The following is a 26876-nucleotide window of genomic DNA, read 5'->3' as shown; positions in this document are numbered from 1 at the left end:
CCCACTCAACCGCGCCGGCCGGACGGGGATTCCGGCCGACCGGGCGAACGGAAGTGACCCGGCGGTAACCTCGGGACACGCGACCTTCGGGAGGCACGCATGGCCGATTACGACATGGTGCTCTTCGGCGCCACCGGCTTCACCGGCACCCTGACCGCGGAGTACCTGGCGCGTAACGCCCCGCCCGGCTGCCGCTGGGCGCTGGCGGGCCGCAACCGGGGCAAGCTCGAGCACCTGCGTGGCAAACTGACCGCGATCGACGAGCGGCTCGGCACGCTCCCGCTGCTCACGGCCGACAGCGCGGACCCGCACTCGCTGCGCGCGGTGGCCGCGGCGGCCAAGGTCGTGGCGACCACGGTCGGGCCCTACCTGCACTACGGCGAGCCGCTCGTGGCCGCGTGCGCGGCCGAGGGCACCGGCTACGTCGACCTCACCGGCGAGCCCGAGTTCGTGGACCGCATGTACCTCGCCCACCACGCGAAGGCCGCCGAAACCGGCGCGCGGCTCGTGCACTGCTGCGGCTTCGACTCGATCCCCCACGACCTCGGCGCGTGGTTCACCGTGCGGCAGCTGCCCGAGGGCGTTCCGCTGCAGGTGGACGGCTACGTGCGCGTCGGCGCCCTGCCTTCGGGCGGCACTTTCCACACGGCTCTCAACGCGTTCGCCCGGCAGATCGAGGCGAACCGCGCGGCCAAGGAGCGCGCGGCGGCGGACCCGGCTCCGGCCGGCCGGACCGTGCGCACACCGATCGGCGGCCCGCACCGCGTGCCCGGCACCGGCCAGTGGGCGGTGCCGCTGCCGACGATCGACCCGCAGGTCGTGGGACGCTCGGCGCGGGCGTCCGCCCGATACGGCCCGGACTTCCGGTACCGGCACTTCGCGGCGTTCGAGAGCCTGCCGTCGCTGGCCGGGGCCGCAGCGGGCATGGGCGCACTGTTCGCGGCCGCCCAGCTCGCGCCGGCGCGCGAAGGCCTGTCGAAGCTGCTCGCGCCCGGCCGCGGCCCGAGCCCCCAGCGGCGGGCGCGGTCGTGGTTCTCCGTGCGCTTCACCGGCACCGGCGACGGCGAGCAGGTGACCACCGAGGTCTCCGGCGGCGACCCGGGGTACGACGAGACGGCGAAGATGCTCGCCGAATCGGCGCTGTGCCTCGCCTTCGACGACCTGCCGCCGACCGCCGGGCAGGTCACCACCGCCACAGCCATGGGCGACGCGCTCATCGAGCGGCTCACGCGGGCGGGGATGGCGTTCCGCAGGCTGTGACGGGTGTCCTTTGAGGATGGTCCACGAGGCGGGCGGCTGACTAGAGTGGCGCCATGGCCCGTATGACCCGCGCGGAAAGCCAGGCGCGCACGCGCGAGCTGCTCATCGGCACGGCGAAGGAGCTGTTCCTGCGCGACGGGTACGCGCTGACGTCGCTGGAGAAGGTGGCCGAAGAGGCCGGCTTCTCGAAGGGCGCGGTGTACTCGAACTTCCGCGGCAAGAACGAGCTGTGTCTCGCCGTGCTCGAGCGCATCCACGCCGAGCAGGCCGCGCTCGTGTCCGCCACCCTCGCCACCGCCGACGGCGTCGACGGGTTGCTCGCCGCCTTCCAGGCCTGGGCCGAACGCAGCATCGGCGACCAAGCCTGGACGGCGCTGGAAGTCGAGTTCGCCACCGGCGCCCGCCGGGACCCCCGCATCCGCGCCGAGCTGGCCATCCGGGACGAAGCCATTCGCGACACCATCGCCGGCCTGCTCTCCGCCTACGCCGACCGCTTCGGCCTCACCCTGCCCATGTCCCCCGCCGACGCGGCCACGGCGCTGCTCAGCCTCGGCATCGGGCTGGGCGTGCAGCGCGCCATCGACCCGACGATCCCGGTCCACGTGCTGCCGGCGGTGATCCGGTTGTTCGCGGGAAATCCTTCATCCACAAAGGACTGACCACTGACACCGTGCCCCGCGGTTCCGGCGAGCTATCCGGATCTCGGGCTCCGCGACGGAAATCGCCGCAGGGATCGAACTGTGCGAGACTCCCCTCTTCGGCCACCTGGGCGTGCACATTACGAGGTTCGCACGATCACCTGCGCCACCCGAATCACCGGAAATCTGCCCCACTGAGCGGGAAACCGCCTTTCCGGGGTTGACAAACCCCGAAACCGAAATGCCTGCAACGAGCGTTCGTTCACACTCCTGAAATCCCGCTTTGCCTCTTGCCCACCAGGATCACGCCCGGTTATCGTTGCGCTACACCGCAGCAGCACCCGGAGTCGCGAATTTCCCGGCACGCCAGGCAATTCCCGGCTTCGTCCGCCTTGCCCACCTGTCATGGCCCAGCCCTGGCACCCTGCGGAAAAGGAATTCTCCCCATGCGCAAGACGATGCGGCCCGCGCTCGTTGCCGGCCTGTCCGTGGCGTCGGTCCTCTCCATCGCGCTCGCCACGCCCACCCTGTCGTCCGCCACGCCGGCGCCCGCGCCGGTTTCCGCGGCGGCGGCCTTCGCCTCCGGGGGCGACCTCGCGTCGCCGGAGAAGAAGGAAATCGCGATGCAGCTGGTCTCCAGCGCGGAGAACTCGAGCCTCGACTGGAGGGCGCAGTACAAGTACATCGAGGACATCGGCGACGGCCGCGGTTACACCGCCGGCATCATCGGCTTCTGCTCGGGCACCGGCGACATGCTCGAGCTCGTGCAGGCCTACACGAACTCCGTGCCGGACAACCCGCTGGCGAAGTACCTGCCGGCGCTGAAGAAGGTCAACGGCACCGACTCCCACGCCGGCCTCGGCCGGCCGTTCGAGGACGCGTGGGTGGCCGCCGCGAAGACGTCGCAGTTCCAGGCCGCGCAGAACAGCGAACGCGACCGCGTGTACTTCACCCCGTCGGTGAACCAGGCCGAGTCCGACGGCCTCGGCGCGCTCGGCCAGTTCATCTACTACGACGCCATCGTGATGCACGGCCCCGGCGACAGCTCCGACAGCTTCGGCGGCATCCGCAAGACCGCGATGAAGAAGGCGAAGAGCCCGGCGCAGGGCGGGAACGAAATCACCTACCTCAAGGCGTTCCTCGACGCCCGCAAGGTGATCATGAAGCAGGAGGAGGCCCACGCCGACACCTCGCGCGTCGACACCGAGCAGCTGGTGTTCCTCAACGCGGGCAACCTCGACCTGCACACCCCGCTGAAGTGGAAGGTCTACGGCGAGCCCTTCGAGATCGACTGATCGCGGCCCGCGAAGACCCGGGCCGCCGCTTCGGCACGGCAGCCCGGGTTTTCCCGCCTCCACCGCGGCCGTTTCACCGATTTCCGCCAACGGCCTCCCGAGTTTCCCGTAGGCTCCCGCCCATGAGAACCGTGCTCGCGTCGTTGTTCTCCGTCGCGCTGGGGACGCTCGGAGCAGGAACAGCGAACGCACCGGCCACCCCGCCCCCGCCTGCCCTGCCCTACCACGGCTCGGCGGACCAGATGGTCACCGTGACCGCGCCGGACGGCGCGTCGACCACGGCGACGCTGATCGCGTGGCAGCGCCAGGGGACCCACTGGACCCGCGTACTCGGGCCGTTCCCCGCGTTCGTCGGCACGCAGGGCATCGGCCAGGCCAGCGAGGCCACCTCGCACACGCCGGCCGGGGTGTGGACGCTCACCGAAGCGTTCGGCATCAAACCCACCAACGGCACCCGGCTGCCGTACCGCCAGGTCACGGACTCCGACTGGTGGGTCTCCGACGTCAAGTCGCCCTTCTACAACACGCACTACTCGTGCGCGCCGGGCACGTGCCCGTTCGATGAGTCGGCCGGCGAGGACCTGGGCAAGGCCGGGCCCGTCTACGACCACGCCACCGTGATCGACTACAACCGGTGGCCGGCGGTCCCGGGCCAGGGTTCGGCGTTCTTCCTGCACGTTTCCTCGGGCCGCCCGACAGCGGGGTGCGTGTCGATCCCGGCCGCGGCCCTCGACGCCGTGATGAGCTGGCTCGACCCGGCCGACCACCCGGTGATCAACATCGGGATCAGTCCACAGTAGAGAGAAGGTCGCCCGCGGGCCGTGTGTTGAGCACCCGGTCCACGGTCAGCCCGGCCTTTTCGGCGCGCGCGCACCCGTAGACCTGCCAGTCGAGCTGGCCGGGTGCGTGTGCGTCGCTGTCGATGGCGAAGTCGCAGCCCAGCTCCACGGCCAGCCGCAGCAGCGGCATCGGCGGGTCGAGCCGCTCCGGGCGCGAGTTGATCTCCACCGCAACCCCGTTCTCCCGGCAAGCGGTGAACACCTGCTCCGCGTCGAACGTCGACGGCGGCCGCGCCCGCGGCCCCTTCACCAGCCGTCCCGTGCAGTGGCCGAGCACGCGCACGTACGGGTTCTGCACCGCCGCCACCATCCGCGGCGTCAGCTCCCGCGCCGGCATGCGCAGCTTGGAGTGCACGCTGGCCACCACGAAGTCGAGCCGCTCCAGCAGGTCCTCCCGCTGGTCGAGGGAACCGTCGTCGAGGATGTCGACCTCGATGCCGTGCAGCAGGCGAAACGGTGCGAGCTCCGCGTTGACGCGCGCGACTTCGTCCATCTGCTTGCGCAGCCGTTCGGCCGACAACCCGTTGGCCACGGTCAGGCGCGGCGAGTGGTCGGTGAGCACGATCCACTCGTGGCCGAGGTCGCGCGCGGCCTCGGCCATCTCCTGGATGGGGCTGCCGCCGTCGGACCAGTCGGAGTGGGTGTGGCAGTCGCCGCGCAGCGCGGCGCGCAGGTCGCCGCCGTCCGGCAAGTCGGCTTCGGCGATCTTGGCCGCGTACGCGGGCACCCGGCCGAGCCACGCGTCCTCGATGACCCCGGCGGTGACCTTGCCGATGCCCTTGAGCGCCTGCAGTGTGCCGGAGCGCACGCGGCTCTCCAGCTCGTCCTGTGACAGGTGGTCGACGATCGCCGCCGCCTGCCGGAAGGCGCGCACCCGGTAGGTCGGTTCAGCCGCGCGTTCGAGCTGGAACGCGATGTCGCGCAGCGCGCGTGCGGGGTCCATGGGTTCCGTTGTACCCGGTCAGGAGCGCGGCGGCAGCTCGTGGAGCTCGACGTTCTCGAGCTTGCCGTCGCGGATCTCGGCCGTTTGGTACGTGCGGAACGGCTGGCGCCGGCGGTCGGTGGGCGAGCCGGGGTTGAGCAGACGCAGGCCGCCGGGCGTCACCGTGTCCCACGGGATGTGGCTGTGGCCGAACACGAGCACGTCGGCGTCGGGGAACTGCGCGTCGCAGCGTTGTTCGCGGCCCTTCGCGGCACCGGTCTCGTGGATCACCGCCAGCCGCACGCCACCGAGGGTTACCCGCGCGATCTCGGGCAGCCACGCGCGCAGCTCGGGCCCGTCGTTGTTGCCGTACACCCCGACGAGCCGTTTGGCCGCCACCGCGAGCTGGTCGAACGCGTCGAGGTCGACCCAGTCGCCGGCGTGCACGACGACGTCGGCGCGCTCCACCTCGGCCCAGACCTCCTCGGGCAGTTCCTTGGCCCGCTTCGGCAGATGGGTGTCCGCGAGGAGCAGCAGCCGCACGGCCTACGCCTCCTCTTCGCCGATCGCGGCCACGACGCGCTGGAGGAACGCGCCGATGTGCTTGCGCAGCAGCTCGGCCGCGCCGTCGGCGTCGCCCTTCTTGGCTGCGGTGAGCACGGCCTTGTGCTCGCTCCACTCCTTGCGCCAGCTGGGGTTCGCCTCCCAGCCGACCACGCTGATGAGCGCCGCGCGGTCCTTGAGGTCGTCGAGCATCGACACCATCAGCGGATTGCCGCAGCCGGCGTAGAGCGCGCGGTGGAAACGCCGGTTGAGCAGGCTGAGCGAAGCGTGGTCCTTGTCCGGCAGCGCCGCCTGCGCCTGCCTGAGCGCCTCAGCCGCTTCCTCGAACAGCTCGGGCGCGCCGGCCGCCACGGAGCGGCGCAGGGCCTCGGGTTCGAGCACCATCCGCACGTCGTACACCGAGCGCGCCATCGCCGCGTCGACCACGCACACCGAAGCGCCGCGGTACGGGCTGAACGTGACGAGCCCCGAGTTCGACAGCACCTTCAGCGCTTCGCGCACCGGCGTCTTGGACACGCCGAGACGCTGTGCCAGCTCAGCTTCCACGAGCGGCTGGCCGGGGAGCAGCTCACGGGTCAGGATGCCGCGGCGGATCTCCTCCAGCACCACCTCGGTGCGCGAGGCGGGCAGGCTGAACGTCGGTGGCATCGGACACTCCAGGCTCGCACGGTCTGCCCAGTCGAACAGACCAACATTCAACCAGGCGGTCGCGGGCGGTGCCCGCGCCCCGCAGGGCGAACTGTGATCATATATCAGATGCCATACTGCCCGAAGCGACGAAAGGCGGCCCGGCCATGAAAGCACCGGAGGACCTGCGCAGCCACCGCTGGTTCGGCGGCGACGAGCTGCGGAATTTCAGCCACCGCGCCCGGGCCCGGCAGCTCGGTTACGAGCCGCAGGAGCACCTCGGCAAACCGGTGATCGGCATCCTCAACACGTGGAGTGACATCAACCCGTGCCACCTGCACCTGCGCGAGCGAGCCGAACAGGTGAAGCGCGGCGTGTGGCAGGCGGGCGGGTTCCCGCTGGAGTTCCCGGTGGCGACGCTGTCGGAGACCTACCAGAAGCCCACGCCCATGCTCTACCGCAACCTGCTGGCGATGGAGACCGAGGAGACCCTGCGCTCCTACCCGATCGACGGCGCGGTGCTGATGGGCGGCTGCGACAAGACCACCCCCGCGCTGCTGATGGGCGCGGCGAGCGCCGGGCTGCCCGCGATCTTCGTGCCGGCCGGGCCGATGCTGCGCGGCCACTGGCGCGACGAGGTGCTCGGCAGCGGCACCGACATGTGGAAGTACTGGGACGAGCGCCGCGCGGGCACGATCGGCGATCACGAGCTGTCCGAACTGGAGCGCGGTCTCGCCCGCTCCCCGGGCCACTGCATGACGATGGGCACGGCGTCGACCATGACGTCGGCCGCCGAGGTGCTCGGCCTCACGCTGCCGGGCGCGGCGTCGATCCCCGCCGTCGACTCGGCGCACCACCGGATGGCGGCCGCGAGCGGGGCCCGGGCCGTCGGGCTGGTGTGGGAGGACCTGACCATCACGAAGGTGCTCGACGAGCGCGCGTACGCCGACGCCATCACCACCGTGCTCGCGCTCGGCGGCTCGACCAACGCCGTGATCCACCTGATCGCGATGGCCGGGCGCAGCGGCCTGTCGCTCAGCCTGGCCGACTTCGACGAGATCGCGCGCCGCGTGCCCGTGCTCGCCAACATCCGCCCGGGCGGCGACTGGCTGATGGAGGACTTCTACTACGCCGGCGGCCTGCCCGGGCTGCTGTCGCGGCTGACGGACCTGCTGCACACCGACCGCGTCACCGTCTCCGGCCGCACGCTCGCCGAAACGCTGGAGAGCGCCCGCGTGCACAACGACGACGTGATCCGGCCGCGCGACAACCCCGTCGCGACGGAGGGCGGGGTCGCCGTGCTGCGCGGCAACCTCGCGCCCTCCGGTGCGGTGATCAAGCACATCGCCGCGACGCCGGAACTGCTCGAACACGCCGGCCCCGCCGTGGTGTTCGACGACTACGCGGACCTCAAGAAGCGGATCAACGACCCAGCACTCGGCATCACGGCCGATTCGGTGCTCGTGCTGCGCGGCTCCGGCCCGCTCGGCGGCCCCGGCATGCCCGAGTACGGCATGCTGCCGATCCCCGACCACTTGCTCGCACAGGGCGTGCGGGACATGGTGCGCATCTCCGACGCCCGGATGAGCGGCACGTCCTATGGCGCGTGCGTGCTGCACGTGGCCCCTGAGTCGCACGTCGGCGGCCCGCTCGCGCTGGTGCGCGACGGCGACCTCATCACGCTCGACGTGCCGGCCCGCACGCTGCGGCTCGAGGTCGACGACGAGGAGCTGGAGAAGCGGCGGGCCGATTGGTCTCAGCCTGCGCCGCGGTTCGAGCGCGGTTACGGTGCCCTGTACGCCGAGCACATCACCCAAGCCGACGAGGGCTGTGACTTCGACTTCCTGGCCCGCGCGGGCGCCAACCCGGAACCCGACGCCCGCTGACCGGTTTGTTCCTCCAAGGGGCACTAGTCCGGCATGTCCGGCTCAGCCCGTACCCTGTGCGCGGGACGCAGCAACGGGAGGGTCGAACAGGTGCCGTACGAACCGCGCTGGCCGGAGTCCGACGACGACCAGCAAACGGAAGTCCTACCGGTTGTCGCACCTTCGGCCGGGACCGAACCGCCCGGTGCCGAGCGCGAGCCGCGCCCGGGCCTGCGCAAGGCCGGGTGGATCACCGGTGGCGTGCTGGCGGTCCTGCTCGTCGTGTACCTGATCGACCTGCTGACCAGCCAGGGCAGCGTGCCGCGCGGGGTCACCGTGGCGGGTGTCGACGTCGGCGGCCTCGACCGGCCGGTGGCCGAACGCGAGCTGCGCGGCACGATCGAACCGCGGCTCACGCGGCCGCTCACCGTCACCGCCGGGGCGGCGCGCACCACGCTGTCGCCGACGCTCGCGGGCCTGCGCCTCGACTGGTCCGCCACCCTGGACCAGGCCGGTGACCAGCCGCTGAACCCGTTCACCCGGCTCGCGTCGTTCTTCACCACTCGCGAGGTCGGCGTCGTGTCCCACGCCGAGGGCGACCTGCTCGACCCGGCGCTGGAGGACCTGCGCGGCCGGGTCGATCGCGACGCCGTGGAGGGCACGGTGCGTTTCGACGGCACCTCGCCCGTCGCCGTGCCGCCGCAGCCCGGGCAGAAGCTCGACGTCGCCGCCGCGAAGGCCGCCGTGCTGGGCAAGTGGGCGTCGGGCGAGGAGCTCGCGCTGCCGGTGGTGCCGACGCCGGTGCGCACGACGCCTGAAGGCGTGCAGGCGGCGCTGGAGCAGTTCGCGAAGCCCGCGGTCGCCGCGCCTGTGACGATCAAGGGCGAGGGCGCCGACGCGAGGCTGCAGCCGCGCGACATCGCGGCGGCGCTCACGTTCACCCCGGCCGACGGCGGCGGGCTCACGCCGCAGCTGGACCAGAAGAAGCTCGCCGACGCCGCCGGGCCGCAGCTGAAGTCCACCGAGAAGCAGGGCCGGGAGGCGACCATCGGGTTCAGCGGCGGGAAGCCCGCTGTCGAGCCGTCCGTCGATGGCAAGACGGTCGACTGGGAACCGAGCCTCAAGCCGCTGCCGGACGTGCTCAAGCGCGCGGACCAGCGCGAGCTCAAGGCCGTGTACAAGAACAGCCCGGCGAAGGTCACCACCGAGCAGGCCAACGCGCTGGGCGTGAAAGAGGTCGTCGGCGAGTTCACCACGAAGGGGTTCGCCGCCGACTCGGGTGTGAACATCCGCGTGGTGGCGCAGAAGGTGAACGGCGCCATCGTGAAGCCGGGCGAAACCTTCAGCCTCAACGGGTTCACCGGGCCGCGCGGCAAACCGCAGGGTTACGTCGAGGCCGGCGTGATCGAGAACGGTGCCCCGGCGCGCGAAGTCGGCGGCGGCATCTCGCAGTTCGCCACCACGCTCTACAACGCGTCGTACTTCGCCGGCATGAAGGACGCCGGGCACAAGGAACACAGCTACTACATCAGCCGCTACCCGGCGGCCCGCGAAGCCACCGTCTTCCAGAACCCCGACGGTTCCAGCGTCATCGATCTCAAATTCACCAACGACTCCGGCACCGGCATCGCGATCCAGACGATCTGGACGCCGTCGTCGATCACGGTGAAGCTGTGGGGAACCAAGCGCTACACCGTCGAGTCGATCCCGGGCGAGCACACCAACCCGACGCCGCCGGAGACCAAACCGGGCCCGGCCGAGAACTGTCACGCATCCAACGGCGCGCCCGGCTTCACGACCACGGACACGCGGGTGCTCAAGGACGCGTCGACCGGCCGGGAGATCTCACGCCACACCCGGACGGTGCGCTACAACCCGCAGCCGAAGATCACCTGCGAGCCCTAGCTCAGGCCGAGGAGCTCCTCGGCATTGCCGTGGGCGATCTTCGCCCTGTCCTCTTCGGACCGCTCCGCCTCGGTCGGGAACGCTGCGGCGCCTTCGTTGCCGATCAACGGGAAGTCGGCCGAGTAGAGGATGCGGTCGGCGCCGACGGTGTCCACGCTGTAGCGCAGCTGCGCCGGGCTGAACATCCCGCTGGACGTGATGAACACGTTGTGCCGCAAGTGCTCCCGGAACGTGCAGTCGAGCCGGGTCAGCCGCGCCGGCAGCGCCTCGTCGAGCCGGTCGAGGTAGAACGGGATGAACTCGCCCCAGTGCCCGAGGATGAACTGCAGGTCCGGGTGGCGGTCGAGGACACCGGACAGAACCAGGTGCAGGAAGTGCACGGCCTCTCCTGGTGCCGGCCCCGGGCCGCCGGCCGGAACGCCGCGGACACGCCGGGGGCGAAGTCGCTCGCATAGTTGGCTTCGCTGACCGCAATCGGCGGCGGGGCCGGGTGCAGGTGGATCGGCACCGGCAGCTCGCTCGCCGCGCGCAGGATCGGGTCGAAGCTACGCTCGTCGAGGAACTGCCCGTCGGTGCGGCCCATGATCATCGTGCCGACGAAGCCGAGCTCGCACACGCAACGGCGCAATTCGTCGGCTGCCGCGTCCGGCACCGCCGTGGGCAGCGTGGCGAATGCCGCGAACCGGCCGGGGTGGGCTTGCACCGCCTTGGCGGCGGTGTCGTTGGCGGCCCGCGTCAGCGCGGGCGCGACCTCGGCCGGCAGGGACGTGTTCAGGCACGAGAGCACCCGCGTGGTGATGCCGTTGCGGTCCACGTCGGCGATCCGGGCGGCGCCGAGGTCCGGCATCAGGGCCGCCCGCTCGGTGTAGGGCAGCCCCGTGCCCGCGCCGGACACGGCCTCGTACCCGGGGACGAGTTCGGCCAGGCCGCGGCGGACACCGCCTGGTCGGACCAGTGTTCTTCGAGCGTGACGATCCGCATCGGGCACCTCGATTCGATCTTGGCGGTCTCCCTCCACGGTGAGTGTGGGCGACGACAAAGTCCAACACTTGCTTCTGATCCGTGGATCAGTGCCACTGATAGGAGGCGCGATGGAGCTGCGGTACCTCAGGTACTTCGTCGCCGTCGCCGAGGAGGGCGGGTTCAGCCGGGCGGCGAGCCGGCTGCACGTGGTCCAGCCCACGCTGAGCATGCAGGTCCGCGACCTGGAGCGCGAACTCGGCGGGCCACTGTTCGACCGCGGCGCGCGCCGGACCAGCCTCACGCCGGCCGGTCGGGCGTTCCTCGTCGAAGCCCGCCGCGTGCCGGCCCAGGCCGACCAGGCCCAGACCACCGCCCGGCTGGCGCTGGCCGGCGAGACCGGGCTGGGTGCGGATCGGTGTCGCCGGCGCGACGGTGCTCGGCGACCTGCTGGCCGGGCAGCTCCGCGCGTTCCACACCGCCCGGCCCCGCGTCCGGCTCGACCTCCGGGAAGCCGGCCCGGCCCGCCAGCGCTGCACGATCCTCGCCGGCGAGCTCGACGTCGGCTTCAGCGCCCTCCCCGCACCACCCACCGAACCCCGGCTGGCCTCGGCGCACATCGGGTCCCTGTCGTTCCCGGTGGCCCTTCCCACCGGGCACGCCCTGACCCGGCACCGGAAGCTGACCGCCGACCACCTCCTCGGCGAGGAGCTGATCGAATACTCCCTCGGCGACAACCGGGACAACACAGCGGCCGAAGTGCTGTCCCAAGCCGCGCTGACACTGCGGCCCACCCCGGCCCGCCACCGCGCGGACACCACCCTGACCGTCCTCGCCCTCGTCTCCGCCGGCGCCGCAATCGTCCCGGCCGGCGTGCAACGCGCCGCCGTCCCCGACGTCGAGTACCGGCCGCTGACGGACCCGGACCTCACCGTCGACTTCGACCTCCTGCACCGCAGCACCGAACCGGACCCCGCCGTAACGGCGTTCCTCGACACTCGACCGGCCACGTGACTCACCACTACGCAACCACCGACCGACAACGCAAAGCGCCCCGCTCCCACCACCAACCACACCCCAAAGCGACGCAAACCCACTTACGCAGCCCAACGATGCAACGAAAATGCGCGAAGCCCCACCCACCACCTCGAACGGCGACGCACCCCACCTACGCAACCGCCACCAAACTACGCAACAAGGATGCACCCAGCCCCCGCCCGGCACCTCGATCCGAAGCCAAAACACGGCCGCCGACCCCGTGTCAAGGCACGCTTGGCGGACCTTCTTTTGTTGACCTACCGTGGTGGGCATGGTCAACAAGGACGAGGTTAGCGCTGGTGGGGAGCCTGGGCGGCTGGTCCTGGACTCCTACGGGCGACTGTCGCAGGTGCCGGAGACCGGGGAGCTGGAGAAGATCGAAACCCAGCATGCCGACAATCGGAAGGTGATCGGTCGGGTGGGCGGCACGCTCGGGCTTGAGCTGTCCGACGGGCTGTCGGCGTGGAAGCGAGGCGTTCGCCGGAAGGGTTGGGAGACCCTTCTCGCCAGGGTCGAGTCCGGGGAGTCGGACGGGTGCGTGGTGTGGCACACCGACCGGCTGTTCAGGCAGCCGCGCGACCTGGAAGCGCTCATTGACCTCGCTGAGAACGGTTACAAGGTCTTCTCTGCGCACGGCGCGCGTGATCTGGCCGACCCGGATGACCGGTTCATCCTTCGGATCGAGGTCGCGCACGCAGCGCGGTCGAGCGACGACACGTCGCGACGGCTGAAGCGGCGGTTTGAGACGTTCAGGTCGCAGGGGCGGGAAACGGGTGGTCCCCGTCGGTTCGGATTTCCCGGGAAAGACCTGACGTGGGTTCCTGCGGAAGGCGAGACGAAGGCGGACCGCCCGGAGGTCTCCGCGGAGCTGGTCGAACGGGAGCGGCAAGCGCTCCGCGACGCGGCAACACTGCTGCTGTCCGAAGGCGGTTCCGGCAAGAAGGTGGCTGACCAGTGGAACGCGGCGGGTATCCACTCTGTCTACGGACTGGAGTGGATCCCCGCGACGGTTGTCGCAACGTTGAAGCGCGCTTCGCTCGGTGGTCACCTGGTTCACGACGGCAAGATCGTCGGGAGGCTCGAAGGCGAGCCCATTCTCGACAAGCGCACTTACGATCGGCTGCAAGCCTTCTTCGCAGGGCGGAAACGTGGGCGCGTTCCTGGGCTGTCCTACATCGGCACGGGGATCCTTCGTTGTGGTAGGTGCGGGTCCAAGCTGACTGGCCGCAAGGATCAGAAGCGTTTCTACGCCGACGGAACACCGCGCAGTGCCTACATCTGCGCTCGCCACCGACGTGGGTGCGGGAAGATCTTTGTCGATCGAGCGAGGGTCGACGCGGAACTGCTCGCGTTCACAGTTGCTCGGCTCTCCGACGAACGTCAGGCGGCGCGCTTGGCGAGTGTGGTGGAGCAGGAGGGCGAACGGCTCAAGGCCATCGCACAGGAGATCAGCGAAGTTGAAACCCTGCAAAGGAGCCTGTCCGAACGACTGGGCCGGAGGAAGATCACGCTTGATGCCTTCGACGTGGCGAACGAGCCGCTTGCGGCGGATCTTGCCCGCCTGAACGCCGAACGCGAGACGCTGTCCGCTGGAGCCACCGCAGGTCCGACAGAAGCGCAATCCTCAGCGGAGCTTGAAGCCGAATGGCTTGGCGGCGATGTGGCGGTGCGCCGTGCAATGCTGACCAAGGCGTTGGGTTTGGACAAACTGTGCGTGATGCCGGGTGACCTGAGCGGTCGGCGAGTTTTCGACCGGACGCGGTTGCAGGTGCACGACTCCGAGGAATTTGCCAACGTCGTTGCGATTTGGCATGCGCAGAGGGGGAACGACCGCTCCTAGAAAGTACAAGACCAAGAAGTAAGAGGTGCCCGGGACGAGGTTCCCGGGCACCTCTCGTGTGTCACGACGATTGCTCCTCCTGAAACCTACGCGCGCGACTCCTCCGAATGACCTCCGCGACGTCGGCGATGTCCTCATCAGTCATCGGTTCCATCGCTGCAACGATGGGGCGCCAGTAGGCACGGGACTCCTCACTGATCTGCGACGTGGTGCGCTGGGGCGGTACCTCGGCATCCCCGGTGTCCGGGACCTCGTCAGCTGTCATAGATGTCCCTCTCGTCGCGGGACTCCGCAGCCGTTAGCGCTCGTTCGACAGCGGCGCGTACGTCGGCGACCAGGTAGCCCCGGACTCGCCTCACTTCGCCGTCGGCGCCGGGTACGCGCTCGCGGGTCGGGCTGCACCCGTGTTCGCCCATCTGGCGGCCGAACGCGGTCGGTTCGACTTCGAGTGCTTCGACCAGCTCCGCTGTCGGAACGAAGGTGCGGCTATCGACGTCCTCACCCAGGTAGCACACGACCGATGCCAGCGGTTCCGGGAGCTCGGCTGGCTGCGTCGTGTCGCCTCCCAACGAGTCGCTTGCACCGATCGCACGCGCCACGGCCGAGTGGTCGAGATTCGGCACGGTGTCCTGCCCGGTGGCGTGACCGGCGAGCGTCCCGGCGGCTTCTCGGAGCGCCCGACCTTGCTGGCAGATGGCCTGCCAATCCTCGTTCGGCATGTAGTACGTGCGGACGGTCATCGCTAGCAGGTCCGCACCTGCGGCCGTGTCGCCATCCGGCCGGAGGATGCCGACGCCCTTGTGCGACGGCAGCAGCCGGCTGGAGTCGTACCCTCTCGTGTTCATCTGTTCGCCCAGCACAATGTTCGAGTCACGCCAGTCCATCACCCGGAGCGCGAAGCGTGAGCCCAGTACCGCCCGGAGGCCGGATGGGATGGTCTTCGAGTCCGGCCGCTGGGTCGCCAGGACCAGCACGATCCCGGCAGCTGGTCCCTTCTTCGCCAGCCAGGTGAGCAGTTCGCCGATGTACTCGCCCGCCGTGAGCTTCCTTCCCTGCACCGCGACGGGAGTCCGATCCTCCAATGGAACTTGGACCTCATCGATGAACACTGCCGTGATCGGCATGTTCAGGGCGGAGTCCCTGGACATCTCCGGTGTCACCTTCGACTCGGGGCAGGTCAGGTCGTCCAGGTCGCGCATGCGCCGGTAGCGGCCTTGGACCTCGCCGACCAGCTCCACCAGCCAATCCACGAGCGTGAGCACGTGTTCGGACTCGTCACCCGACATGAACCGGTAGGCGACGTGGCCGGCGGCGTCCCAGTCCTTCCCCGCCTTGAAATCCGCTACGTACAGCCGCACCCACGCGTCCAGGATCAGCCCGGATGCGGCGAGCCGGGCCGCGAACGTTTTGCCCTGGCGTGGGATCGCGCCGACCAGCAGCGACGTCCACACAAGCGGGAGGTCGATCCGCCGATCACGCGCGTCCCGGCCGAACGGTACGGGCCGCCAGGCGTCCCACTTCGTCACTCCGAGCAGGGGTGTTCGCAGCGGGGGCGACGCGTAGGGGTCTTCGTCTGCGACCCACATCGACACCCGTCCGGCGTGCCCGCCGTTGCCGCGTACCCGTTCCGCGATGAGCTGCACTTCATCGACCGCCAGCGCCGACGCGAGCGCGTCCCGGTTCTTCACCACGTCGGCGGCATTGCGGGTCGCGGGCAGGTCGACCGTGATCGCCCAGCCGTCGCCGACGCGGGTCGCTCGTTCGACCAGGCGGAGCGACTCGTCCTTTCCGATCAGCTTCGCGTCCCGGAACGCGTCCACGAGTATCTGCGGGTCCATGGTCCAGGTGAGCGTTCGCGGTCCGGCGAGCGCAGGCTTCCGGCCGGGGCTGCCGTCTTTTCGTCGTCCGAGGATCGCCAGGGCGACCGACAGCACTGCGCCTGCGATCCACAGTGGATCCGGACCGTAGACGAGGTCCGTCACGGCGACCGCCAGCGCCGAGACGGCGAGTACGGCACCAGTAACCTTCCATCGGAACTGGGTGAGTTCGCGAATCTCCGTGAACTTGTCTGCCAGCTTCTCCGATTCTTCGGCCGCCGTGCGGTAGTCGCGTACCTTGACCCAGTTCCGCCACCATCGGGCACCGACGACCAGGCCTCGCACCACAGCGCCGACGTAGCGCCACGGCGCCTTGACCACGCAGGCAATCGCGTCCTTGCAAGCTTGAATCGACTGCGGCTTGCTCTTGAGCCAGAGCGGCACCCGAGGAGAGTGCAGCCACCACCTCACGAACCGACGTCGAACCTTCCGGGCGCGGGGTTGGGGCAAGGTGTCATCGATCAGTTCTCCGTCCAAGATCGGGCCTACGTGTTCGACGTCTCGCGACTCCGCGCGCGCCAACTCGGCGCCGTGCTCACCGGTCATGCCGCGCTCCCTCCGCCACTTCGGACGACAGGGCCGCCGCCAGCCGCGAAGACAAGCCACGCGAGCAACCGGTGACCTGCCGGACCCAGGCCGGAGTGATGTCTTTGTCCGGCGTCCAGGCCTGGCGCGCCGTCGCGAGATAGTCCGCGAACGTCGTGCGTCGGACGGATGTGCCTCGGCGGGCGGGCGGTTCATGAACTCTGATCCGTTCAGAGGCGTTCATGAACGCGACGCTCACAGCGGCCGTGAGCTTGTCCCGCAGATCGGTCACCGCCTCGGCTGCCACGAACACGACCATGGGCGGTACGGAGTGCAGCACCACCCCGGCCGGCGAGCCCGCCGCCCACGACGACCAGGTGTTCTGTGAGTGTGTCGATAGGCGGTTCCGGTCTGGTCCGCTAGCAGGATCGGTGCCGGTGTTCAGGAGTGACTCGCATGTGTTGTGACCGCGTCCGGCAGGACGTGTGTCTTGGTCATGACATGTCCTCCCGCTCACCGGCGCTGTCCTGTGCCACCTGTTGGCTTGATCAGAAGCTTGTCCGCGGCGGCGGCCGCGTGACTCCTCACAGAAGTGCCGCTCGGTGGTCGTTACCCAGGCCGGCGCCTTTCCCGAGTCCGACCATTGTGGAAGGGAACCGACTGTTCGATGACGAAGCTGGCCGATGTGATCGACGCAGTGGTGGGCGCGGACACCCACCGCGATACCCACACGCTGGAGATCACCACGGCGACTGGGGTGACTCTTTCGACGCTGACCGTGGCCAACACCGATGCCGGCGCTGCCCAGGCCCTGGCCTGGATCAACCAGAACGCGCCCGGTCCCCGGATCGCCGCCGCGGTCGAGGGCAGCCGCAGCTACGGTGTCGGCCTTGCCCGCGCCCTGAACGCCGCCGGTGTCCTGGTGCTGGAGATCGAGCAGCCACGCGGCCACGAGCGGCGCCGGGGCAAGTCCGACGCGATCGACGCTCACCTGGCCGCGATCCACGCTCTGCGCCTGGACACTGACAAGCTGCCCACCCCGCGCGCCGACGGGGACCGCGAAGCGCTGCGCATCCTGCTCACCGCCCGCCAGGAGCTGGGCGACACCCGCCGACGGAGCATCAATCAACTCCGCGCGCTGCTGATCACCGGCGACGACACCGACCGCGCCCTCAACCGGCCCAAACAATTCGCCGGCAAGCACCTCGACGCGATCATCAACCGTGCCCCTGCTCCCGGCGAGACCCGTGAGCAGACCGTCCGCCGGAGCGAGGCTGCACGCCTGGCCACCCGCATCCGCGACACCACCGCCGACCTGGCCGCGAACACCAGGGAGCTGACCACGATCGTCACCGAGATGGCCCCCGCGCTGGTCGCCAAGCTCGGCGTCGGCCCCGTCTCCGCAGCCCAGGCCATCGTGTCCTGGTCGCATCGAGGACGCTGCCGCAACGAGGCCGCGTTCGCCGCCTTGGCCGGAGCCAGCCCACTGGAGGCCAGCAGCGGACGCACCGCCCGGCATCGGCTCAACCGCGGCGGCGATCGAGCACTCAACTGCGCCCTGCACGCGATCGTTCTCACTCGCTGGCGCGCCTGCACCCGAACCCACGACTACATCGCTCGACGCCGCGCCCAGGGCAACAGCGACCGCGAAATCCGGCGCATGCTCAAGCGCTACGTCGCCCGCGAACTCTTCCGCACTCTCAACACCACGCCCACACTCGCCTGAACCACCCACACCACCAGCACACGAACGCCTTGACAAACATAGAAGCGTCATGACATAGGTGGCCGCCAGCGTCAGCCACTTCGCCGCCCGGACCCACGTGCCGGTCCGCACCTGGTACCGCGCGGTGACCTGCTCGGCGCGCAGGATCGCCAGCAACACCAAGGACACCGTCGGGTCTAGAAGCCACGCTGTCAGCCACGGCAGCGAACCGGGCACGGCACCGGCGGCCGCGAACCACTGCACGTTCGCCGTGGTGAACGCCAAGCCGAGGATGATCCCGGCCCAGCACAGCCGATCGACTTGGACCCGGACGCGTTCGACTTGCAGGGCCACCACGTCCGGGTGGCTTTGCCAACGCCTGACGTCTGCCGCTTGCGCGGCTTGCTCGGCGAGGCGCTGTGCTGGAGTCGGTGAGCCCGGAGCGGGCAGCCGGAGCACGGTGGCGAGGCGAGGTTTCGATTCATCCTTGTTCATCGGCGGCCACCTCCCCGGCGTGGGTTGTCCAGGGAGGTCACCGTCATGGCGCGCGTCAGGACGTGCGCCGTGATCAGATTCGGCACGCCGAGCACCACGAGCAAGAGCGTCGGATTGCCGGGGTGCGTGATCACCAGCCACTGAACGCCAGTGAACGCGGCACCGGTGAACAGGACCCGGCCGGCCAGCGAGACCACACCGATTCCGGTACGGGCCGCCTCGGCCGCCCGGCGCGCTTTCCGCGCGCCGAACCGCCACACGACGAACAGCGCAAGCAGGACGCCCGCACCGGCGAGAACCTGCGTCGAGGTGAGGCTGAGTGTCATCGCGCCTCACCTGCCCGGCGTCGTCGCCACACGGGGTGGAGGGCTCGCCGGTCTGTGTCTGGCAACGCGCCCCACACTCCGAGCGTTCCCGGCCCATAAGTGCGGAGATCGAGTTCAAGGCACTGATCGACCACCGGGCATCCCGCACAGAGCCGCGCGGCAAGCTCCCGGTCGGGTGGGCTGTCGCCGGTCAGCTCGGGTATGTCGTCGCGGGTGAACGCCCAGAAGCAAAGTCCTTCCCTGGTCACGAGGTCCGCGAGTGTGGTTGTGGGTGCCTCGGCGTATCGGTCGAGGCGGGCAGCCGTCTTTTCGTAGTCGTGCTCGGTCATCGGGCACCGCCTTCGAGCACGCGGCGAAGCGCGTCGGCGGGGATCACCAGGCGGGAGCGACGCCGGACAACCGGCAAGACGCCCACCCGGATGGCGTGGTGGAGCTGGTCGTGCTCGACGCCGAGAATCCACGCGGCGTCGGCGAGGGTGTAGAACGCCGGGCCACCGGCGTTGGGCATTTTCTTCGTCATGGTTGGTCCCTAAAGATCGAAAGATGATTTGAGCTGAATTTGTGAGCTGATTTAGTCGTACGAGGGCGCAGCAATACTCCGAATGCGCGACGCGATGTCGATCTCTGCGCCCCGGATTCCGTCGAGCGCTAATGTCGGCGCTGAGGCGGACCACGGAGGAATGGGTGTCGGAAGACTGGGCGGCGGTCGCGAAGACCATCAACGAGCGCGTTCAAGCGCTCGGGTGGAAACAGCGCGAACTGGCCGAACGCTCGCAGGTCTCCCAGGCGATCGTCCGCGAGATCCAGAACCACACCGTCGAGCGCAAGCGCAGCGATCGCACCTTGGAGGCGCTGGCCCTGGCGCTCGGGCTGCACCCGCAACATCTGTTGGCCGTGCTGCACGGCCGCATCCCGCCGGCCCCCGGCCAGCCTCGCGAGGACATGGACGACCCGGTGTCCGCCCGGCTGGCCGTGATCGAGCAGCGGCTGACGGAGATCACCGACCACCTCGCCGAACTCAACGACCACCTCGCCGACCTGAAGCGTCGTGACAGAAACACCGGCGCCTGAGGGGAATCCCTTTTCCCGGTCGGTCACGGCTGCCGACTGGGTGCTGTTCGCGTTCTTCGTCATGCCACTAAGAAACGGCATTTTCGCGGCCGTCTACAGCTGGCAGCGGTTGACACAGGACGTGTTAGCTCGTGTTATTTCCGCAGGTCGTAGGGGTTATCGGGGGATCGCCTCGTGACAGACGAAAGCGCTTTGCGAGCCGCGCGGACGGCGCTTGGCTGGAGTCAGGAAAAGCTCGCGCGAGCGATCAACGCCCGCGCCGTGGCCCATGGTCTGGCCATCCGGCCGATCACCAGTCGCAAGACAGACATCTCCCGATGGGAGAACGGCAGAGTGACGCCGGAACCGCCCATGCGCGCGGTTCTCCGCGAGATCTACGGCCGCACGGACGCCGAGCTGGGGTTCCCGCCCGGCGACGGCGCGTTCGGCGAGGAGCTGGCGGAGCGGCTGGTCATCGCGGGCCGCGTCGATCCGGAGACGGTCGCGATGTTTCGGGGCGAGGTCGACGGCGTCCGCCACGCCGACCGCCGGTTCGGGTCGGCGGCCCGCCTGGAACGCCTTCGCTCTCACATCACCGAGGTCGAAGAGCGGCTTCAATACACGTTGCTGCGCCGCGATCGCGCCCCACTCGCGTCCGTGCTGGTCGAGGCGTCCACGCTGGCCGGCTGGAACTCACTGGACATTGGTTCGCTTCGACAGGCCTGGTCCCACTACGAACGCGCCAAGACAGCCGCTCTGGAAGCTGGATCGGACGCGTTGCTGGCACACGCCACCGCCGAACAAGCCTTCGTGCTGATCGACGCAGGCAACTTGGAGGACGCGTTGATGCTGTTCGCTGAGGCGCGCGCCGTCGGCGAGAAAGCCCCGTCTTTGCTGCGCGCATGGCTGGCGGCCGCCGAGGGAGAGGGGCACGCCATCGCCGGGCACCGGGATGCCGCACTCCGGGCGTTTGATCAGGCAGACGCGCTGCTCCCCTCGGAGGTGGTCCACCCGGAGCTGCCGTTCTTGTTCCTCGGTGGCACTCACCTCGCCCGCTGGCGCGGCAACGCCCTCGTTCACCTCGGCGCCCCCGAAGCGATCGAGCACCTGGAAGGCCTGGTCAGCGGGATGCAATCATCCTTCGTCCGTGCGAGCGCGGCCGTGTACGTCGACTTGGCCCTTGCCCACGGCGCGGGCGGTGACCGGGACGCCGCACGGGCCTATGCGCAGCAGGCCCGGCGGATCATCTCCCAGGTCGGCTCCGTGCGGCTCCGTCGCCGCCTGGAACGCCTCGTGCTGCCGGGTGACTCACGCTCGGCGTGAGTTGAGGTAGTAGAGCAGCGACACCAACGTCCCGGAACCGAGCAACTGCTGCTTCTGCGCCAGCTCGTTGACCCGCGACAGCGGCACCCACTCCACTCGGCCAACCTCTTCGGTCTCCGTTGGCTCGCCGATGTGCTCGGCCTCCCGCCACAGGTAGACATCCATCGGCGCCGTGACCTGCCCTGGGAGTGGTTCGAAGCTCACCAGGTGCTCCGGCTCGCCGATCGGCTTCCAGCCGCTTTCTTCCGCCGCTTCCTTCGCCGCGGTGCCGGCAGAGTCGTCACCGTCATCGACCATGCCGCCGAGCAGCTCATATCCCCACTGCTCCGTGGCGAACCGGTAGCGCCAGAGCATCAGCGCTTCATCCCGCTCGTTGACGATCAGCGCTATAGCGATCCGCGCGAGGTGCACCACGTGGTACTCCCAGCGCTCACCGTTCGGCGCCTCCACGTCGGTCAACCCGAGCTTCACCCACCGGTTGTCGTAGACCAGCCGCTCACCGAACGTCTTCCAAGACCCGTACTCGTCAGCCACGCCTCGCAGCCTACGGGCCGCGAGAGGTTGGTTGGGCATGCTCGGCGCCGTCGTTCGCCACGGGCAACCAGCCGAACGTTTGCCCAGGTCAGCGCGTTGATCGTGTCCGCGGAGTGTGACCTGCGCTGTTCGTCGGACACATTGTTGCCAATTGGCTACTATCAGTGTGAGGCAGGTGTCAGGGGAGGAAGCACGTGGCGGAGCAGGTTGCGCGAGGCGCTGAGCAGGTACGCGCCCTCGGCGCTACGACCTTCGTGGTCTCCGACGGTGCCGGCGGAAGCACCTCGGGCACTTCGGCCAGCGGAGGGTTCTATCTCAGCCGCGACGCGATGACCGCAGAGCTCGCGAACCTCAAGCAGTTGCAGGATCGGATTACATCCCAAGTTCGCAAGGCGCTTCCGATGTGGTCGATCCAATCGCCGGGGCAGGACCCCGCGTCTCTGCGAAACACCGTCGCCAGCAACAACTCTGGAAATCTCTACCACGATCACCTCATACGCCAAGGCGAGTATCTCGGCGTGATCATCGCGAAGATGGAGAGTGCGCTCGGGATGCACCAGGCCAACGACGAGCAGGCAAGGCAGGCAATCAATGCCCAGGGCAGCGGGAGTCACTTCTGATGGCTCGCGCACGACACGTCAGCATTGCGATCGTCGGGCTCGCCGTTATCTGCGCCGTGTCGGCGTGTTCGGGCACGTCCGGAACCGCTAGCCCGATGTCAACCGGGAATCCGTCGCCCACGACCGGCGGGCAGCAATCCGGTTCAGCGGCCCCTGAGATCGCGAACCCGCTACCAGCCTCGTTGATTCAGGGCGATCCGTGCGCAGTTCTGACTTCCTCGCAGGTTGATTCCTTGTTCTCTCGTCCTCCGCAGCGCGGCGCTGCCGAGGACACCGGCGTTGCCAAGTCGTGCTCGTGGAGTGATGTCGACCGGGGTTCGCAGATCGGCATCCAGCTCGTGTACTCCTGGAAGGACGGCCTTGGCACTGTGTACGCGACACAGGGCCGTGGATTCTTCAAAGAGCTTGCGCCTGTTCAGGGGTACCCGGTCGTCGCCTACGGGCCGTCGGATGACCGCTCCAAGGGCTTCTGCAATGTCGCGATCGGTATCGCCAACAACGCCGCCTTCGAGGCCGACGTACGGGTGGCGAACGCCGTGGTCGGGCAGGGCGACCCATGCGACGACGCACGCAAGGTCGCCGACTTGGCGATCACCACCTTGAAGGGCGGTGCGTGATGGCGTCGGGCCCTGCAGAAACACTCAGGCTCTACCTCCAACAGCAGCAGGCGGAGGGCAAGATCATCCTGCCGGGCGAGCTGGTCCGGCGTGTCAAGGCCGGGCCTGGGCCGGCGAGCCTCGGGGAAGCCCAAAACGCGAGCGCGCTGCAGGCCCAGGAGCAGCAGAGCATTGAGTCAGACACAATGGCGGCCGTCGGCCGCCTGGAGGCTGCGTGGTCTGGCCAGAGCGGCGATGCCGCGAGGGCTGGCCTTCGGCCCTTGGCTGACGTGGCAGCATCCGCGTCGACGGCATTGAACAACAGCCAGAACGCGCTGACTGACCAGAGCCACGCCTTCCAGTCGACGCGCGATTCGATGCAGGACGTGTCCGACGATCCCCCGTCACGTGGCGTGGTCGACGTGGTGACGCCCTGGGACACCGACACCGAGGACCAGATCAACCAGCGCAACGCCGCGATACAGCAGAACAATCAGATTTATCAGAGCTTCACCTCGACCAGTGACGGCCACGCGCAGAAGATGCCGACAGACTACGGCCAGGTGCCTGACACACCTCAAGGCACGTTCGCGGTACAGCAGCCGTCGACCGGGCCGGATTCTGGCATAGCGAGTGGCACGGACGCAGGACCGTGGTCGCAATCGTCCGGGCAGGACAGCGGGCCAACGTCGTTCACCTCCCACTCCGGGCCGGGAAACGCTCCCGCAGGTTCGTCGCCAGGACAGCACCAAGCCGGGGGTGGTCTCGGCGGTTCGTCGGGCGAGATCGAGGTACCCGCCGCCAGCACAGACGACAGCACCGGCACATCGGGATTCGTGCCCCCAGCGGAACCGGGTACCGGCGGTTCGCGCGGTACGGATGCCGTGAGGCTTGGCCCAATAGGCTCGGGTAGCTCGTCCACGCCTGGTACTGGATCTGGCTTCGGCGGAGCGTTCGTGCGGGGCGCACCGGGTTCAGTTGAGCCGGTCCCAGGCGCTGGCAGCGGGGCAAACACGCCGGGGACCGGCTCACGCTCCGGCGTTCTTGGCGGGCCTGGCCGATCGACTGGCGCCGGCCGTTTCGGCGCCGTGGAAGAACCGGTTGTGAAGGGCGGTCCAGGCACCACGGGTGCGCGTGGCGCGAACGGTGTGCCGATGGGCGCCGGAGCGGGCAAGGGCAGCAAGGAAGAGGACAAGGAGAAGAAGTCCGCCCCCTACCTTCTTGAACCTGACCCAAACGCCTTGTTCGGCTACGACGGCAAGGCGACGCCGCCCGTCATCGGGAAATAGCGCTCGTGATGTTGCTCGAAGAACCGGTGACGGTGCCGCGCCTCGCAGTTGCCAGAGCGTGGGAATGGGAACAGATCGGCCCAGCGCATCCCGTGCTCGGTATCGTCGACGTGTGGTTCGAAGACGACGTGTCCGCCAAAGTTGATGACCTGATTCGACAGGCGCTAGCGGAGCCGGGGTTCTACGATCTCCGCCGTCAGCGGATTGTCGGCGAGTTTCGGGACTTGCTGCTGGGCATCGCCAATGCGGAGTCCGAATGCTACTGCTTCTCGGCTTTTCGTGAAGGCCAGCCTTCGGCGGTGTTGGCGACCTACAACTCACGGTCCGGGTTGCTGATCACTGTTAACGATGACCTAGTCACCTTGGAACGAATTCCGGCGAGTCGGGCGCTGCAAGCGGTCGTCGACACGCTACCTGACTGTCGGCCGGCTGGCATTAGGGAGTTCTCGGTGGCTCGGTCCGAGTACTCGGCAAACCTGGTCAGCGAGTTCTACTCGCTTGACGTGACCAGTGACTACACCCTTCCTAGCGAAGCTGATCAACTTCGCACGCTAATGGCGTCCCGGAGGGGCGCCGTCCATCAGTTCTATGTGGCAGCGCGCGCCAACAGTACGCGGTCGTCCAGCCTTCCTCTGACCGTTGTAGACACGGCCGATACCGGGCGAGTTCTTACCTTTATTCAGGACGGCGCCAGTGGTGACGACATCATCACCTGCGGCCCTGGCAGCGCGGAGTACATCACTGCGACCCTGGATAACACCATGAGCGCAGTTCGCAGCTAAACCAACGCCACGATCTCGTAGTACGGTGTGTGCTTCAAGAAAATCGTGCGATGCTCGCTCGAAAACCTCCCGGCTCTAAACCTCGGCTGCACCCTCGACCTCGATGAGTGGGATCACGCCTATGAGTTGGGACCGTCGGAACCGGACAACCGCATAAACAAGGTAACTATTTCGCTGTCCTCAGTTTTTCGAACACTTCCCGCCTGCTCATTTGGCCCAGTCAACGAGTCAATTTTTTCCAGTGGCGTCGACTTGCGCTTTTTTAGGTTCTCCTCAAGCTCATACAGAGCTTCCAGATCCGGATCTAATCCGTATCTATCGCCGAGTTCCCGAATATCGTTGATCCATTGACTTACAACTTCGTGATCACTTTGCTGGCGCGCTCCGTCAATTTCCCCGTCGATGACTCGGCTGACTACCGTGGTGCTTGGTCGCAGCTCCGGTCGGCCAGCGATCGCTGCGTCGTAACGGTCAAGCTCGTCCGCGGTTTCTAGACTTGCAGTCGCCGCTGCCAGTATTGCCTCCATCCTTGAGTCCCAGTCTATTGAAGTAAATGCTGTGTACTCTTCGGCTAAACTCAACAAGTCGGAAGCCGTCACCACATACTTCGTGGAATCAATGCTCGACAAGAACTCATCCAATCGTCGGCAAAGCCATTCGGTTCGGCGTAACGCCCCGCAAGACCGCAACACAATTGCGGCGGACGTAAGCACATTCGAAAATCTCGAGTTCGAGTTTCTTCGATAGGCAGGTTGGTTGGAGCCGGGCGTGAGCTGGTCTTCTCTGTGCCACGAATCGATCTCGGCGTCAACGACCCTCACCGCGGCATAAGCGAGTTGGTCCTTGAAGCTGCTAAGAGTCGCTCGGTATCCCTTCTCCGGCTGTGGCGTTACCGCGAAATGGTTGCTAAGACCACTCAGTCTCGTTAGGTAGTCAACCTGCTCGATCCAGAAGGTCTGCTCTAGCACTTCCTCCGCAGCAGTTCTATTTTCAAGGCGTCCCAGTAAGAAGTCACGCCTGCTTCCATCGAATAGGCTGGCAGTGCCGGAAAGGTGCCATCGGTTTGGTGCCGTAATCCTAATCCATGAACCTTCCAATACTCGCAGGGATTCTCTCCACGCACGACTTTCCGGCTTTCCGACAGCAGAATGTAACGCATCGATGTCGATGTCTCCACCTGGCAGTGTCACCAGCTGGTTCAGTATGGCTGTTGAGAGCAGAGATAAGCCGGTGTAGCTGCCGGCCCATAACTCCTCCGGATTTTCTAGAGCGCTGGTCAGTCTGGCGTAGAGGTCAACGCAGCTATCGAATGTTGTGCGCATGGTGGCGGACTCAATGAGTCTCGGACTGAAGTTTTCGTGATCAATTATGGCAAGATTTTGGTCGACGTTGTTCGCTGCGTATTCCCGGTCAGAAGGCTTATTCAAGCTAAAATGAAGGTGGTTGAATAGAAGACGCGCTCGTTGGACTCTCGTCATCTCTGATATTTGGACCCGAACCCTGGAGGAATCAATCGGCATGCGACGCAGTCGGTCATCGCTTCCAACACGGGCTTGAGCAAGAACCTGGTCTCGCGTGGTCATTACAAGCCGTCGTCCGCCGTCGCCCCGTCTGACTGCCTCAATGAGATTTGCGATACTTGCGGATTCGTTTTTTGCTAGCTCTTCGGAACTGGTCTGGCCGAGGAAATCATCGTAGTAGAAGACCTGCTTCGGAATTGGATGGCGTAACAACCTCCACGCTTCTTCGATGCTGGAAGTCACATCTATGACAGTCCAGCCGGAATGCCACATTGACAGGAGAAGCATCTCGGCTGTCGTACTCTTACCGACGCCAGGAGGTCCGGTTATTGTCACAATGTTTTGCGCTTCGATGGTGCTCAACGCCGCGTCGTATGCCGCTGTGTCGACGTACAATCGGACTCGGTCTGTCACGCGCTGTAGAAGCTCCTCGCTTCTCTCCCATTGGCCGGCGTTACTTATCCTGTCAAGAGATGCTCCT

26 protein-coding genes and 3 pseudogenes are annotated in these 26876 nt (G+C 67.8%); 16 read left to right on the top strand and 13 right to left on the bottom strand.

The window, feature by feature from the left end; translation table 11 throughout:
• The first annotated feature begins 99 nt into the window (after window positions 1–99).
• The 4 genes from I6J71_RS09605 to I6J71_RS09590 all read left to right on the top strand — a co-directional run bounded on the left by I6J71_RS09605 (window position 100) and on the right by I6J71_RS09590 (window position 3993).
• Window positions 100–1260 (top strand): trans-acting enoyl reductase family protein, encoded by a 1161-nt coding sequence (locus I6J71_RS09605; RefSeq protein ID WP_204094399.1) that lies wholly within the window; start codon window positions 100–102, stop codon window positions 1258–1260.
• Window positions 1261–1313: 53 nt separating this feature from the next.
• Complete coding sequence (locus I6J71_RS09600) at window positions 1314–1919, top strand: TetR/AcrR family transcriptional regulator (protein ID WP_204094398.1); 606 nt, start codon at window positions 1314–1316, stop codon at window positions 1917–1919.
• A gap of 425 nt (window positions 1920–2344) precedes the next feature.
• A complete protein-coding gene (locus I6J71_RS09595; RefSeq protein WP_204094397.1) occupies window positions 2345–3193 on the top strand; it encodes a chitosanase in 849 nt (282 codons plus the stop codon).
• Between the two features lie 122 nt (window positions 3194–3315).
• On the top strand, window positions 3316–3993 hold the full coding sequence (locus tag I6J71_RS09590; protein ID WP_204094396.1) for a L,D-transpeptidase: 678 nt from the start codon (window positions 3316–3318) through the stop codon (window positions 3991–3993).
• On the opposite strand, the gene I6J71_RS09585 is transcribed toward I6J71_RS09590, so the two are convergent.
• The 3 genes from I6J71_RS09585 to I6J71_RS09575 are packed head-to-tail and all read right to left on the bottom strand — an operon-like array spanning window position 3980 to window position 6166.
• Window positions 3980–4975: a PHP domain-containing protein gene (locus tag I6J71_RS09585; protein ID WP_204094395.1), complete on the bottom strand. Its 996-nt coding sequence runs from the start codon at window positions 4973–4975 to the stop codon at window positions 3980–3982. The genes I6J71_RS09590 and I6J71_RS09585 overlap by 14 nt on opposite strands.
• Before the next feature lie 18 nt (window positions 4976–4993).
• Complete coding sequence (locus tag I6J71_RS09580; RefSeq protein ID WP_204094394.1) at window positions 4994–5497, bottom strand: metallophosphoesterase; 504 nt, start codon at window positions 5495–5497, stop codon at window positions 4994–4996.
• Window positions 5498–5500: 3 nt separating this feature from the next.
• Window positions 5501–6166, bottom strand: a complete 666-nt coding sequence (locus I6J71_RS09575) for a GntR family transcriptional regulator (RefSeq protein WP_204094393.1) — start codon at window positions 6164–6166, stop codon at window positions 5501–5503.
• 146 nt (window positions 6167–6312) lie between these two features.
• Here I6J71_RS09575 and araD point away from each other — a divergent pair, with 146 nt between their 5' ends.
• Together araD and I6J71_RS09565 are read left to right on the top strand one after the other, a co-directional pair.
• Window positions 6313–8031 (top strand): L-arabinonate dehydratase, encoded by a 1719-nt coding sequence (gene araD / locus I6J71_RS09570; RefSeq protein ID WP_204094392.1) that lies wholly within the window; start codon window positions 6313–6315, stop codon window positions 8029–8031.
• A 90-nt stretch (window positions 8032–8121) separates the two neighbouring features.
• The gene (locus tag I6J71_RS09565; protein ID WP_204094391.1) at window positions 8122–9915 is read left to right on the top strand and encodes a VanW family protein; all 1794 of its coding nucleotides are present in this window, start codon (window positions 8122–8124) and stop codon (window positions 9913–9915) included.
• On the opposite strand, the gene I6J71_RS49715 is transcribed toward I6J71_RS09565, so the two are convergent.
• Both I6J71_RS49715 and I6J71_RS49710 read right to left on the bottom strand, forming a co-directional pair.
• Complete coding sequence (locus tag I6J71_RS49715) at window positions 9912–10244, bottom strand: amidohydrolase family protein (protein WP_370542200.1); 333 nt, start codon at window positions 10242–10244, stop codon at window positions 9912–9914. The genes I6J71_RS09565 and I6J71_RS49715 overlap by 4 nt on opposite strands.
• Window positions 10163–10903: an amidohydrolase family protein gene (locus tag I6J71_RS49710; RefSeq protein WP_255570810.1), complete on the bottom strand. Its 741-nt coding sequence runs from the start codon at window positions 10901–10903 to the stop codon at window positions 10163–10165. Before I6J71_RS49710 ends, I6J71_RS49715 begins: the two co-directional genes overlap by 82 nt.
• Window positions 10904–11006: 103 nt before the next feature.
• Here I6J71_RS49710 and I6J71_RS50475 point away from each other — a divergent pair.
• The 3 genes and pseudogenes from I6J71_RS50475 to I6J71_RS09550 all read left to right on the top strand — a co-directional run.
• Window positions 11007–11132: pseudogene (locus I6J71_RS50475) on the top strand (LysR family transcriptional regulator); the annotation flags it as partial.
• Window positions 11133–11283: 151 nt separating this feature from the next.
• Entirely contained in the window at window positions 11284–11889 is a 606-nt protein-coding gene (locus I6J71_RS09555; protein ID WP_204094390.1) for a LysR family substrate-binding domain-containing protein, read from the top strand.
• Window positions 11890–12184: 295 nt separating this feature from the next.
• Window positions 12185–13753 (top strand): recombinase family protein, encoded by a 1569-nt coding sequence (locus tag I6J71_RS09550; protein WP_204094389.1) that lies wholly within the window; start codon window positions 12185–12187, stop codon window positions 13751–13753.
• Window positions 13754–14007: 254 nt separating this feature from the next.
• Here I6J71_RS09550 and I6J71_RS09545 read toward each other — a convergent pair whose 3' ends face one another.
• Both I6J71_RS09545 and I6J71_RS09540 read right to left on the bottom strand, forming a co-directional pair.
• Window positions 14008–16176, bottom strand: a complete 2169-nt coding sequence (locus I6J71_RS09545; protein WP_204094388.1) for a cell division protein FtsK — start codon at window positions 16174–16176, stop codon at window positions 14008–14010.
• Window positions 16166–16552, bottom strand: a pseudogene (locus tag I6J71_RS09540) (hypothetical protein); the annotation flags it as partial. The pseudogene I6J71_RS09540 and the gene I6J71_RS09545, both read right to left, overlap by 11 nt.
• A gap of 270 nt (window positions 16553–16822) precedes the next feature.
• On the opposite strand from I6J71_RS09540, the gene I6J71_RS09535 reads away from it, so the two are divergent.
• Window positions 16823–17881 (top strand): transposase, encoded by a 1059-nt coding sequence (locus I6J71_RS09535; RefSeq protein WP_204089418.1) that lies wholly within the window; start codon window positions 16823–16825, stop codon window positions 17879–17881.
• A 48-nt stretch (window positions 17882–17929) separates the two neighbouring features.
• Here the strand turns inward: I6J71_RS09535 and I6J71_RS47875 are convergent.
• The 4 genes and pseudogenes from I6J71_RS47875 to I6J71_RS09520 form a co-directional block, all read right to left on the bottom strand.
• A pseudogene (locus I6J71_RS47875) lies at window positions 17930–18355 on the bottom strand (hypothetical protein); the annotation flags it as partial.
• The gene (locus I6J71_RS09530; RefSeq protein WP_204094387.1) at window positions 18352–18681 is read right to left on the bottom strand and encodes a hypothetical protein; all 330 of its coding nucleotides are present in this window, start codon (window positions 18679–18681) and stop codon (window positions 18352–18354) included. The gene I6J71_RS09530 and the pseudogene I6J71_RS47875, both read right to left, overlap by 4 nt.
• Window positions 18678–19010, bottom strand: a complete 333-nt coding sequence (locus tag I6J71_RS09525) for a WhiB family transcriptional regulator (protein WP_204094386.1) — start codon at window positions 19008–19010, stop codon at window positions 18678–18680. Before I6J71_RS09525 ends, I6J71_RS09530 begins: the two co-directional genes overlap by 4 nt.
• On the bottom strand, window positions 19007–19201 hold the full coding sequence (locus I6J71_RS09520; protein ID WP_204094385.1) for a helix-turn-helix domain-containing protein: 195 nt from the start codon (window positions 19199–19201) through the stop codon (window positions 19007–19009). The genes I6J71_RS09525 and I6J71_RS09520 overlap by 4 nt, the downstream gene beginning before the upstream one ends.
• Before the next feature lie 164 nt (window positions 19202–19365).
• On the opposite strand from I6J71_RS09520, the gene I6J71_RS09515 reads away from it, so the two are divergent.
• Both I6J71_RS09515 and I6J71_RS09510 read left to right on the top strand, forming a co-directional pair.
• Complete coding sequence (locus I6J71_RS09515) at window positions 19366–19752, top strand: helix-turn-helix domain-containing protein (RefSeq protein WP_204094384.1); 387 nt, start codon at window positions 19366–19368, stop codon at window positions 19750–19752.
• A gap of 351 nt (window positions 19753–20103) precedes the next feature.
• A complete protein-coding gene (locus I6J71_RS09510; RefSeq protein ID WP_370542199.1) occupies window positions 20104–21054 on the top strand; it encodes a tetratricopeptide repeat protein in 951 nt (316 codons plus the stop codon).
• Here I6J71_RS09510 and I6J71_RS09505 read toward each other — a convergent pair.
• Window positions 21040–21588 (bottom strand): NUDIX hydrolase, encoded by a 549-nt coding sequence (locus I6J71_RS09505; protein WP_204094383.1) that lies wholly within the window; start codon window positions 21586–21588, stop codon window positions 21040–21042. The two genes, I6J71_RS09510 and I6J71_RS09505, sit on opposite strands and share 15 nt — an antisense overlap.
• A 194-nt stretch (window positions 21589–21782) precedes the next feature.
• On the opposite strand from I6J71_RS09505, the gene I6J71_RS09500 reads away from it, so the two are divergent.
• The 4 genes from I6J71_RS09500 to I6J71_RS09485 are packed head-to-tail and all read left to right on the top strand — an operon-like array spanning window position 21783 to window position 24875.
• The gene (locus I6J71_RS09500) at window positions 21783–22208 is read left to right on the top strand and encodes a hypothetical protein (protein WP_204094382.1); all 426 of its coding nucleotides are present in this window, start codon (window positions 21783–21785) and stop codon (window positions 22206–22208) included.
• Entirely contained in the window at window positions 22208–22825 is a 618-nt protein-coding gene (locus I6J71_RS09495; protein ID WP_204094381.1) for a DUF3558 domain-containing protein, read from the top strand. Before I6J71_RS09500 ends, I6J71_RS09495 begins: the two co-directional genes overlap by 1 nt.
• The gene (locus I6J71_RS09490; protein ID WP_204094380.1) at window positions 22822–24093 is read left to right on the top strand and encodes a WXG100 family type VII secretion target; all 1272 of its coding nucleotides are present in this window, start codon (window positions 22822–22824) and stop codon (window positions 24091–24093) included. The genes I6J71_RS09495 and I6J71_RS09490 overlap by 4 nt, the downstream gene beginning before the upstream one ends.
• An 8-nt stretch (window positions 24094–24101) precedes the next feature.
• Window positions 24102–24875: an ESX secretion-associated protein EspG gene (locus tag I6J71_RS09485; protein WP_204094379.1), complete on the top strand. Its 774-nt coding sequence runs from the start codon at window positions 24102–24104 to the stop codon at window positions 24873–24875.
• A 119-nt stretch (window positions 24876–24994) separates the two neighbouring features.
• Here I6J71_RS09485 and I6J71_RS09480 read toward each other — a convergent pair whose 3' ends face one another.
• Window positions 24995–26758: a hypothetical protein gene (locus tag I6J71_RS09480; protein WP_239154587.1), complete on the bottom strand. Its 1764-nt coding sequence runs from the start codon at window positions 26756–26758 to the stop codon at window positions 24995–24997.
• Window positions 26759–26876: the final 118 nt, after the last annotated feature.

This window comes from Amycolatopsis sp. FDAARGOS 1241 (assembly GCF_016889705.1).
GTDB lineage: Bacteria > Actinomycetota > Actinomycetes > Mycobacteriales > Pseudonocardiaceae > Amycolatopsis.
The sequence above is the reverse complement of the archived record's forward strand: the minus strand, read 5'-3'. Positions and strand labels throughout refer to the sequence as shown.

Excerpts from the sequence above, each read along its gene's own strand:
- I6J71_RS09525 (WP_204094386.1), bottom strand. The coding sequence starts at position 19,010 with ATGACCGAGCACGACTACGAAAAGACGGCTGCCCGCCTCGACCGATAC.
- araD (WP_204094392.1), top strand. The coding sequence starts at position 6,313 with ATGAAAGCACCGGAGGACCTGCGCAGCCACCGCTGGTTCGGCGGCGAC.
- I6J71_RS09600 (WP_204094398.1), top strand. The coding sequence starts at position 1,314 with ATGGCCCGTATGACCCGCGCGGAAAGCCAGGCGCGCACGCGCGAGCTG.
- I6J71_RS09510 (WP_370542199.1), top strand. The coding sequence starts at position 20,104 with ATGCGCGCGGTTCTCCGCGAGATCTACGGCCGCACGGACGCCGAGCTG.
- I6J71_RS09590 (WP_204094396.1), top strand. The coding sequence starts at position 3,316 with ATGAGAACCGTGCTCGCGTCGTTGTTCTCCGTCGCGCTGGGGACGCTC.
- I6J71_RS09545 (WP_204094388.1), bottom strand. The coding sequence starts at position 16,176 with ATGACCGGTGAGCACGGCGCCGAGTTGGCGCGCGCGGAGTCGCGAGAC.
- I6J71_RS09520 (WP_204094385.1), bottom strand. The coding sequence starts at position 19,201 with ATGACGAAGAAAATGCCCAACGCCGGTGGCCCGGCGTTCTACACCCTC.
- I6J71_RS09575 (WP_204094393.1), bottom strand. The coding sequence starts at position 6,166 with ATGCCACCGACGTTCAGCCTGCCCGCCTCGCGCACCGAGGTGGTGCTG.
- I6J71_RS09605 (WP_204094399.1), top strand. The coding sequence starts at position 100 with ATGGCCGATTACGACATGGTGCTCTTCGGCGCCACCGGCTTCACCGGC.
- I6J71_RS09585 (WP_204094395.1), bottom strand. The coding sequence starts at position 4,975 with ATGGACCCCGCACGCGCGCTGCGCGACATCGCGTTCCAGCTCGAACGC.
- I6J71_RS09550 (WP_204094389.1), top strand. The coding sequence starts at position 12,185 with ATGGTCAACAAGGACGAGGTTAGCGCTGGTGGGGAGCCTGGGCGGCTG.
- I6J71_RS09495 (WP_204094381.1), top strand. The coding sequence starts at position 22,208 with ATGGCTCGCGCACGACACGTCAGCATTGCGATCGTCGGGCTCGCCGTT.
- I6J71_RS09595 (WP_204094397.1), top strand. The coding sequence starts at position 2,345 with ATGCGCAAGACGATGCGGCCCGCGCTCGTTGCCGGCCTGTCCGTGGCG.
- I6J71_RS09535 (WP_204089418.1), top strand. The coding sequence starts at position 16,823 with ATGACGAAGCTGGCCGATGTGATCGACGCAGTGGTGGGCGCGGACACC.
- I6J71_RS09530 (WP_204094387.1), bottom strand. The coding sequence starts at position 18,681 with ATGACACTCAGCCTCACCTCGACGCAGGTTCTCGCCGGTGCGGGCGTC.
- I6J71_RS09485 (WP_204094379.1), top strand. The coding sequence starts at position 24,102 with ATGTTGCTCGAAGAACCGGTGACGGTGCCGCGCCTCGCAGTTGCCAGA.